This is a genomic window from Shewanella sp. MBTL60-007 (assembly GCF_019654915.1).
Lineage (GTDB): Bacteria > Pseudomonadota > Gammaproteobacteria > Enterobacterales > Shewanellaceae > Shewanella.
Window position 1 is genome coordinate 20,141 of the sequence record NZ_BPET01000068.1, and the last position, 7,738, is coordinate 27,878.

The window sequence follows — 7,738 nt, forward strand, 5'->3', positions numbered from 1 at the left end:
CTAATCTACCTAACGGAGTGCTTTAAGTTTATTTTCGTGATTGGACTCGGGTTAATTGGTTAATAATACCTTTTTGGCTGGTGTAATTGCTCCTGCTGAGTCGGGGGCAAAATAAGCGATGTTATGTTGTTAGCGGTTAACTGAATCTGTTTTATATCAACCTCTTACTTGTTGGTTTTTGGTTCTTGTTTACGTAAGCGTAAGCACTTTATTTGGCGTAATGGCTATCATGGGAGATTGTAAAGGGATATTTATGAGGGTTTACCTTAGATATTTAGCTCCAAGGGTGATTAATCACAATAAACTTGTAATTAGGGGTTGACACTTGCCCGTGAAAAAGGCAATTCTGTTAGAACACAGATTAATCCATTTGGATAATAACGAATTTTTATGTTTAGCCACGTTTTAATGAACACCACCATTATTACAACCACCACGATTACCAACGTGGGGGCGGGCTAAGCACAACCTGATATAAGCAAAATATCAAGCCCGCTCCCCCTAAAGGAGCGGGCTTTTTTTTGTTTCTTAGGTGGCGCGGTAAAAGGAGTTTTTAATGAAAGTTATGAAGTTTGGCGGTACCTCGCTCGCTAATTGGCAGCGTTTTAAAGGTGCTGCAGAGATTGTTAATCATTCAGCTAATTCAGATTCAATTGCTGTGGTTTTATCCGCGCCAGCTACGGTAACCAATGGCCTGATCGAGATGGTTGAGGTCGCCGTTAGTGGTGGCGATTATCGCGCTGTGCTAGCTAAGGTTGAAAAAGTATTTAATGATTTGTATGGCGCTGCAGCGGCAAGTTTAAGTGCAGAACAAAATGTGCTTTTGGCCGATAAGCTCAAGCAGCAACTTAGCTTTTGGCACAGTAAATTAGAGGGGATGAGCTTACTGGGTGAATGCCCTGAAAGCGTTGAAGCGCAGATCTTGGTCGGTGGTGAGAAGTTATCATCGGCACTAATGGTCGAGGTTATGAGATCCTTTAACCATAGCGCCGATCTGTTACTGCCGGAGTCTCTGCTGGTGGGTTATGGTCCGCGCCTTGAATCTGCGGTTGATATTGAAGCGAGTAAGCTTCGTTTTAATGCTTTAGATTTGTCTGCAGCAGATGTTTGGGTGATGCCAGGTTTTACCGCTGGTGATGCGCAGGGGAATATCGTTACTCTTGGCCGTAACGGTTCCGATTATTCTGCAGCCGTATTGTCGGCTTGTATTGGTGCGAGTTGCTGCGAGATCTGGACCGATGTCGATGGTGTCTATAATACCGATCCAAGAGTTGTAGCTGATGCTAAATTGCTGTCACAGTTAAGCTATCAAGAAGCGATGGAGGTCTCCTATTTTGGAGCTAAGGTTTTGCACCCTAAGACAGTCGCCCCTATTGCCCAGTACCATATTCCTTGTTATATCCGTAATACCTTCAACCCGGAGGCTGTAGGCACATTGGTGTCAGACAAGCCCGATGAAACTGGACTGAATGTAAAAGCTATTTCTAACCTCGACGACCAGACTATGTTTGATGTATCGGGTCCGGGTATGAAAGGTATGGTTGGCATGGCCAGCCGAACACTCGGCGCGATTTCTCGTTCGGGCGTATCTGTGTCTTTGATCACTCAAAGCTCTTCCGAATACAGCATTAGCTTCTGTGTTGCCACTGAAGATGCCATTAAAGCCAAGTTTGCCCTAGAACAGGAATTTGAGCTTGAGCTTAAAAGTGAGATTTTAGAGCCTATTGAGATGCGCCATAACTTAGCGATTGTCTCCTTAATCGGCGATGGTATGCGCACCCATAAAGGCGTGGCAGCTAAGTTCTTTCAAGCGCTTGCTCAGGCAACCGTTAACATCGTAGCGATTGCGCAAGGGTCTTCTGAGCGTTCAATATCTGCGGTTGTTGAACAGCGTAAGACTAAGCATGCTATCTCCGCTTGTCATCAATCTTTCTTCGACGTACAGCACTACTTAGATGTGTTCTTGGTTGGTTGTGGCAACGTGGGTGCTGGTTTACTTGAGCAGATAAAGCAGCAACGTAGCATGTTAAAAGAACAACATATTGCCATTCGTGTCTGCGGCATCGTTAACTCTAAGAAGATGTTATTAGATCCTCAAGGTATCGACTTAGCTAACTGGCAGGGCGTATTAGCCGATTGTGAGCAAGCGGCTGATCTTGATGCAATGTTGGTATGGGCGAAAGAACAGCAGTTACTCAACCCTGTGCTGGTGGATTGCACTTCGAGTGAGCTGGTCTCCAACAAATATATTGATGTGATGAATGCAGGCCTACACGTGGTGACGCCAAATAAGAAGGCTAACACACGTGATATGGCTTATTACCAAGATTTAAGAAAAACAGCACTTAAGCAGCGTCGCCAGTTCCTGTATGAAACTACGGTTGGTGCTGGTTTACCGGTAATCGATAACCTGAAGAAGTTACTGTTTGCTGGTGACAAATTACTGCGTTTTAACGGTATCTTGTCGGGTAGCCTGTCTTATATCTTCGGAATGTTGGATGAAGGCATGACGCTGTCTCAAGCAACCTCGATCGCCAGAGATAAGTGTTTTACCGAGCCCGATCCCCGTGATGACTTAAGCGGTATGGATGTTGCGCGTAAGGTGCTTATTCTTGCACGAGAGGTGGGGATGGAGCTTGAGCTTAGCGATATCCATGTGGAGTCTGTGCTCCCTGAGTCATTTGACGCATCGGGTGATGTTGAGCAGTTTATGGCAAATCTTCCTGCTTTAGACTCTGCTGTGGCACAACGAATCGAGGCGGCTAAGGCGCAAGGCAAGGTATTGCGTTATGTAGGCCAGATTGATGATGAGGGCTGTAAAGTCAAGATTGCCGAAGTCGATGCAAGTGATCCATTGTATAGCGTAAAAGGTGGTGAGAATGCGCTGGCCTTCTATAGTCGCTACTACCAGCCGATCCCATTCGTGCTTCGAGGCTATGGCGCCGGTACCGATGTGACAGCTGCCGGAGCATTTGCCGATATATTGCGTACTTTAAATTGGACTCGTGAGGTTGGCGTATGAGTGTAACTATTTATGCCCCAGCATCTATGGGCAACGTAGGCGTAGGTTTTGATCTGCTTGGTGCGGCTTTGGCGCCTATTGATGGCAGTTTGCTTGGCGATACTGTCAAAGTTGAATCAGCCGAGCAGGGGCTATCACTTGTTCTTGCTGGCCACTGGGCAAACAAGCTTCCGCAAAATGAACGAGAGAATATTGTTTATCAGTGTGCAGAGTTTTTCCTAAGCCATCTAGGTAAAGATGTGGGTCTTAAGTTGACTCTAGAGAAGAATTTGCCGGTAGGTAGTGGCCTAGGCTCCAGTGCTAGCTCTGTAGTCGCTGCCTTAGCTGCCTTGAACGACTTCTTCGGTCGGCCTTTCTCTGAGCAAGAACTGCTGCGTTTAATGGGCGAATTTGAAGGTAAGATCAGCGGCTCAGTCCATTATGATAATGTTGCACCTTGTTACTTAGGTGGTATGCAGCTGATGCTAGATACCCCTAAAACGGTTTGTGAAGCGATCCCTGATTTTAAGCAGTGGTATTGGGTGGTGGCCTACCCAGGCATTTCGTTATCGACCTCAAAAATGCGTCAGTTGATGCCGAACGAGTTTGATAAGCAGACCACGGTTGATTTTGGGCGTTACCTAAGTGCTTTTGTGCATGCTTCATATAAGCAAGATGCAGAGTTGGCGATTTCAGTATTAAAGGATGTGTTGGCCGAGCCCTATCGCGCGCCTGAAATCCCTAATTATCAAAAGGCGAAGGCGGCTTTAGCCGAATTAGGCATCTTGACTACTGGGATCTCAGGCAGCGGACCGACGCTGTTTAGTATCACTGATGATCTTGATGTGGCCAAACAAGCGCAGCAATGGCTGGATGCAAATTACGTTGAGCCTGGTAAAGGCTTCTCCCATATTTGCAGAATCGATACACAAGGGGCTCGTCGAGTCGATTAAGCGCGTTAACTTAGACCCTATAAACAGAATTTTAAGGAAGTCGTCATGGAGTTGTATAACCTAAAGCATCCATCTCAGGTGGTGAGCTTTACTGAAGCGGTTAAGTTAGGTCTTGGCAAAGACAGAGGTCTGTTTTTTCCGAAAGTCATACCGCAGTTGCAAGATGTTGATAGCTTGCTGGCATTACCATTCGTAGAAAGAAGCAAGAAAGTTATCGGTGCGTGGTTAGCCTCAGAACTTGGCCAAGACACCGTTGATAGATTAGTCGAACGTGCTTTTAACTTCGAGCTTCCTTTGGTGAAGGCAGACACGAATCTTTATAGCCTTGAACTATTTCATGGGCCAACACTAGCTTTTAAGGACTTTGGCGCACGCTTTATGGCGCAGTGCTTAAATGAATTGGCAAAGTCAGAGAAGATTAACATTCTTACCGCCACCTCAGGCGATACCGGTGCTGCCGTAGCCGATGCTTTCTATGGATTAGATAATATTAATGTGGTCGTGCTGTATCCAAAAGGCAAAATCAGCCTGCTACAGGAGAAGATGTTTACTACCTTAGGAAACAATATTCACACGGTTGCAGTAGAGTCTGACTTTGATGCGTGTCAGAGTTTGGTTAAGCAGTCATTTGAAGACTTAGATATTAGAGAAGGCTTGCACCTTAACTCGGCAAACTCGATTAACATCAGTCGATTACTGGCTCAGATCTGTTATTACTTCGAGGCCGTTGCTCAATTTAAACAGCACAATGAAGGCGAACCTGTCATAGCTGTCCCGAGTGGAAACTTCGGCAACCTAACTGCGGGTCTATTTGCTAAAGCTATGGGATTACCCGTAAAGCGTTTCGTGGCAGCGACTAACAGTAATGATACCGTACCTCGCTATCTAGATAGTGGTGATTGGCAACCTGCGACTACGGTGGCAACTATGTCTAATGCAATGGATGTGGCCGAGCCTAGCAATTGGCCGCGTGTAGAAGCAATTGTCGAGGCGATGGGTTGGTCATTAGGCGATATCCATGGATTAGGGGTTTCTGAAGTTGATACAACTGATTCTGTAAAAGCATTAAATAATGCCGGCTACCTGTCTGAACCCCATGCAGCAATTGCAGCCTTGGCACTAAAGAAAACAATGAGTGCTGGTGAGAAGGGGATCTTCCTAGCGACTGCGCATCCAGCTAAGTTTAATGAAGTGGTTGAACAGATCTTGCAAATCGACCTGCCACTACCAGAGCCATTAGCCAGAGTTGTACCGAAGCCAATTCTATCGGCAGCTTTACCTGCGGATTTTGATCGGTTAAAAGCGCATTTATTCAAAATATTATCGGCATAAAAGTAAAGCGTTACTAAAAAAAGGAAGCTGTTACAGCTTCCTTTTTTTTGTTGGTAAATTGTGGGTATCCATTTAAATATACAGTTGTATTGTAAGCGCAGTTTCATCACTTTGATGCTTAATGATATCTCTTAACATGAGTAACCAAATGTGTTTGGTAAAGCTGATTGCCTGTGATCTGTGTCACAATTTTGTTTGGGGAATTTTTATATCTTGCGCCGCAGTTTTTAAAAAGCAGGGAATGATTGTGTTACGTGTTGTCATGGGTGTTCTATTAATAAGCCTGTTAACGGGCTGTGCAACAGAAGATATTGAGCTGTACCATCGAATTAATGAGGCCTATGACTTTGAGGTGACACATTGTGACAGCTTCGCAATGGTGACGGGATTTGGTCGTGGTGATAATGCACTCGCTGACGCAAGACTTAGTGCCATTAAGCAGGGCGAAGAGCTTAAAGGCACTCATATCGTATGGCTACAGTCAGATTTAGGTGAACCAACAAAAGTGGTCGCTGTGATCTATAAGTGTTTAATGTAATTGAAAGCGCTGCCTACATTGTAGCTATTAGCGTTTAGCAAGGTAGCGTAACCAGTTAATCTCTTCCTGCCATAGCTCTGGGCGTACAGTCTCCAAGATCAGTGGGATCCCTTTTACGGCCTCTAACTTCATGAGGCTAGCAAATGCCTCTTGGCCTATCTCTCCTTGCCCTAAAGACTCATGACGGTCCACTCGACTGTTAAGCGGCGTCTTGCTGTCATTTAAGTGCATAGCCTTTAGGTATCGGTTGCCTATCACCTTATCGAATAATTCGAACGTTTGTGCACAGGTGTCCTGAGTACGAATATCGTAACCTGCTGCAAATAGGTGACAGGTATCGATACAGACACCGACTCTAGACTTATCTTCTACCCCATCAATGATCTGTGCTAGTTGCTCGAAGCTGTGACCAAGGTTTGAACCTTGCCCTGCGGTGTTTTCAATGACAGCTGTTACCTTTTGTGTGCGATCAAGAGCGAGGTTTATCGATTCGCTGATATTAGCTAGGCAGTCATTGATGGAGATTTTACGTAGATGGCTACCTGGATGAAAGTTAAGTAACTGCAAGCCAATCTCTTCACAGCGCTGCATTTCATCATAAAAAGCTTCACGTGACTTATTGAGTAGTTCAGGGTCTGGGTGTCCAAGGTTAATAAGATAGCTATCATGGGGCAATATCGCCCTAGTTGAAATGTCTGCTTCATGACAGTTGTGCTGAAATAGCTCTATCTGTTTAGGATCTAACGGGGCGGCTTGCCAGCGGCGCTGGTTTTTGGTGAAAAGAGCAAACGCATTTGCGCCTATTGCGGCAGCGTTGAGAGGAGCGTTCGCTATGCCACCTGCTGCGCTAACATGTGCTCCAATAAGGTGTGAGGCTTGCATCTATATTTGTCCCTGCTGAGCTTAAGCTGGTTAAATCGTTATTATGCCACGGGAGATCTGTACTTGAGTTTTTATATTTATTGTCAGTGAACTTGTCGGATGCAAGTGTTTGTTAGTTAATCTAAATTAAGTTGATCTTTATCACTAACTTCATTATGAGTGCTTTGATATATTGGGCGTTATTTATACAGTTTACTAATATAGAAGATAGTGGGTGCGAATTAGGATGGAGATGACTATGCTAGCGAGACTCATGCATGACCATAAGCATATTGCCATTTTGCTTAAGGTTTTAAAGGCTAAATATACTAAGTTAGCTGCAGGTGAAGCGATAAATTATAATGTGGTACGAGATATAGTGGAGTATATGCAAAGTTATGCTGAGCATAGCCACCACCCATTGGAAGAGGTTATTTCAGAGTTTTACTGGAACAAGCTTGGTAGAGCACATATTAACGAGAAACTGACTTCGGAACACTCAAAGTTAGGCGAGGCGTCTGCTTCTCTAATGGCTACATTAAATCTGATTTTAAATGATATTGTTGTATCGAAAGAGCAACTAGTGGCCGATCTCGAAAGCTATGTGCGAATGCAGCAATCACATATGGAATATGAAGAGTCAACGGTATTTCCCAAGTGGAATGAAGTGATTACCGAAGATGACTGGAAAACAGTCGCGGCGATGTGCAAAGCACGTTTGATTGATGACCCTTTGTTTAATGAAAACGACACAGCACTATTTGAAGAGTTAAGGGAATACTTAGAAACGGCTGAATAGGTGATACCTAGTAATAGAATTAAAAAGAGCGCTGAGCGCTCTTTTTATCTTTGTGTTACATCAGGAGGGTATCTAGCTCACCGTTAAAGCTATTATCCATCTCTTGAAGTTCTTTGAGTAAACGGTGCTTCTCTTTTAGAGCCTCAATTTCACGCCATTTTCGCTTTTTATTGGAGCTTCTTGAGCGGCTTGGCTTCTCAACAATGTTATCTAGCGCACTACCATAATCGAGTCGATTCATGGCAACCTCCTGT

Annotated in this window: 7 protein-coding genes; 5 read left to right on the plus strand and 2 right to left on the minus strand. The window is 44.6% G+C overall.

Annotation, left to right across the window (positions count from 1 at the left end):
• Positions 1-556 precede the first annotated feature (556 nt).
• The 4 genes from thrA to K5Q92_RS20810 all read left to right on the plus strand — a co-directional run bounded on the left by thrA (position 557) and on the right by K5Q92_RS20810 (position 5,824).
• Positions 557-3,022 carry a bifunctional aspartate kinase/homoserine dehydrogenase I gene (thrA, locus tag K5Q92_RS20795; RefSeq protein WP_220770782.1) on the plus strand — a complete coding sequence of 822 codons (2,466 nt, stop codon included), beginning with the start codon at positions 557-559 and terminating at the stop codon, positions 3,020-3,022.
• Positions 3,019-3,954, plus strand: a complete 936-nt coding sequence (gene thrB, locus K5Q92_RS20800) for a homoserine kinase (RefSeq protein WP_220770783.1) — start codon at positions 3,019-3,021, stop codon at positions 3,952-3,954. Before thrA ends, thrB begins: the two co-directional genes overlap by 4 nt.
• A gap of 45 nt (positions 3,955-3,999) precedes the next feature.
• A complete protein-coding gene (gene thrC / locus K5Q92_RS20805) occupies positions 4,000-5,286 on the plus strand; it encodes a threonine synthase (protein WP_220770784.1) in 1,287 nt (428 codons plus the stop codon).
• A 241-nt stretch (positions 5,287-5,527) separates the two neighbouring features.
• Complete coding sequence (locus K5Q92_RS20810) at positions 5,528-5,824, plus strand: hypothetical protein (RefSeq protein ID WP_220770786.1); 297 nt, start codon at positions 5,528-5,530, stop codon at positions 5,822-5,824.
• Between the two features lie 27 nt (positions 5,825-5,851).
• On the opposite strand, the gene nfo is transcribed toward K5Q92_RS20810, so the two are convergent.
• The gene (gene nfo, locus K5Q92_RS20815; protein ID WP_220770785.1) at positions 5,852-6,706 is read right to left on the minus strand and encodes a deoxyribonuclease IV; all 855 of its coding nucleotides are present in this window, start codon (positions 6,704-6,706) and stop codon (positions 5,852-5,854) included.
• Between the two features lie 238 nt (positions 6,707-6,944).
• On the opposite strand from nfo, the gene K5Q92_RS20820 reads away from it, so the two are divergent.
• Positions 6,945-7,484 (plus strand): hemerythrin domain-containing protein, encoded by a 540-nt coding sequence (locus K5Q92_RS20820; RefSeq protein ID WP_259649654.1) that lies wholly within the window; start codon positions 6,945-6,947, stop codon positions 7,482-7,484.
• A gap of 55 nt (positions 7,485-7,539) precedes the next feature.
• Here the strand turns inward: K5Q92_RS20820 and K5Q92_RS20825 are convergent, their stop codons facing one another.
• Positions 7,540-7,725 carry a DUF3545 family protein gene (locus K5Q92_RS20825; protein WP_202720398.1) on the minus strand — a complete coding sequence of 62 codons (186 nt, stop codon included), beginning with the start codon at positions 7,723-7,725 and terminating at the stop codon, positions 7,540-7,542.
• Between the last annotated feature and the right edge of the window lie 13 nt (positions 7,726-7,738).

Excerpts from the sequence above, each read along its gene's own strand:
- thrA (WP_220770782.1), top strand. The coding sequence starts at position 557 with ATGAAAGTTATGAAGTTTGGCGGTACCTCGCTCGCTAATTGGCAGCGT.
- thrB (WP_220770783.1), top strand. The coding sequence starts at position 3,019 with ATGAGTGTAACTATTTATGCCCCAGCATCTATGGGCAACGTAGGCGTA.
- thrC (WP_220770784.1), top strand. The coding sequence starts at position 4,000 with ATGGAGTTGTATAACCTAAAGCATCCATCTCAGGTGGTGAGCTTTACT.
- K5Q92_RS20810 (WP_220770786.1), top strand. The coding sequence starts at position 5,528 with ATGATTGTGTTACGTGTTGTCATGGGTGTTCTATTAATAAGCCTGTTA.
- nfo (WP_220770785.1), bottom strand. The coding sequence starts at position 6,706 with ATGCAAGCCTCACACCTTATTGGAGCACATGTTAGCGCAGCAGGTGGC.
- K5Q92_RS20820 (WP_259649654.1), top strand. The coding sequence starts at position 6,945 with ATGCTAGCGAGACTCATGCATGACCATAAGCATATTGCCATTTTGCTT.
- K5Q92_RS20825 (WP_202720398.1), bottom strand. The coding sequence starts at position 7,725 with ATGAATCGACTCGATTATGGTAGTGCGCTAGATAACATTGTTGAGAAG.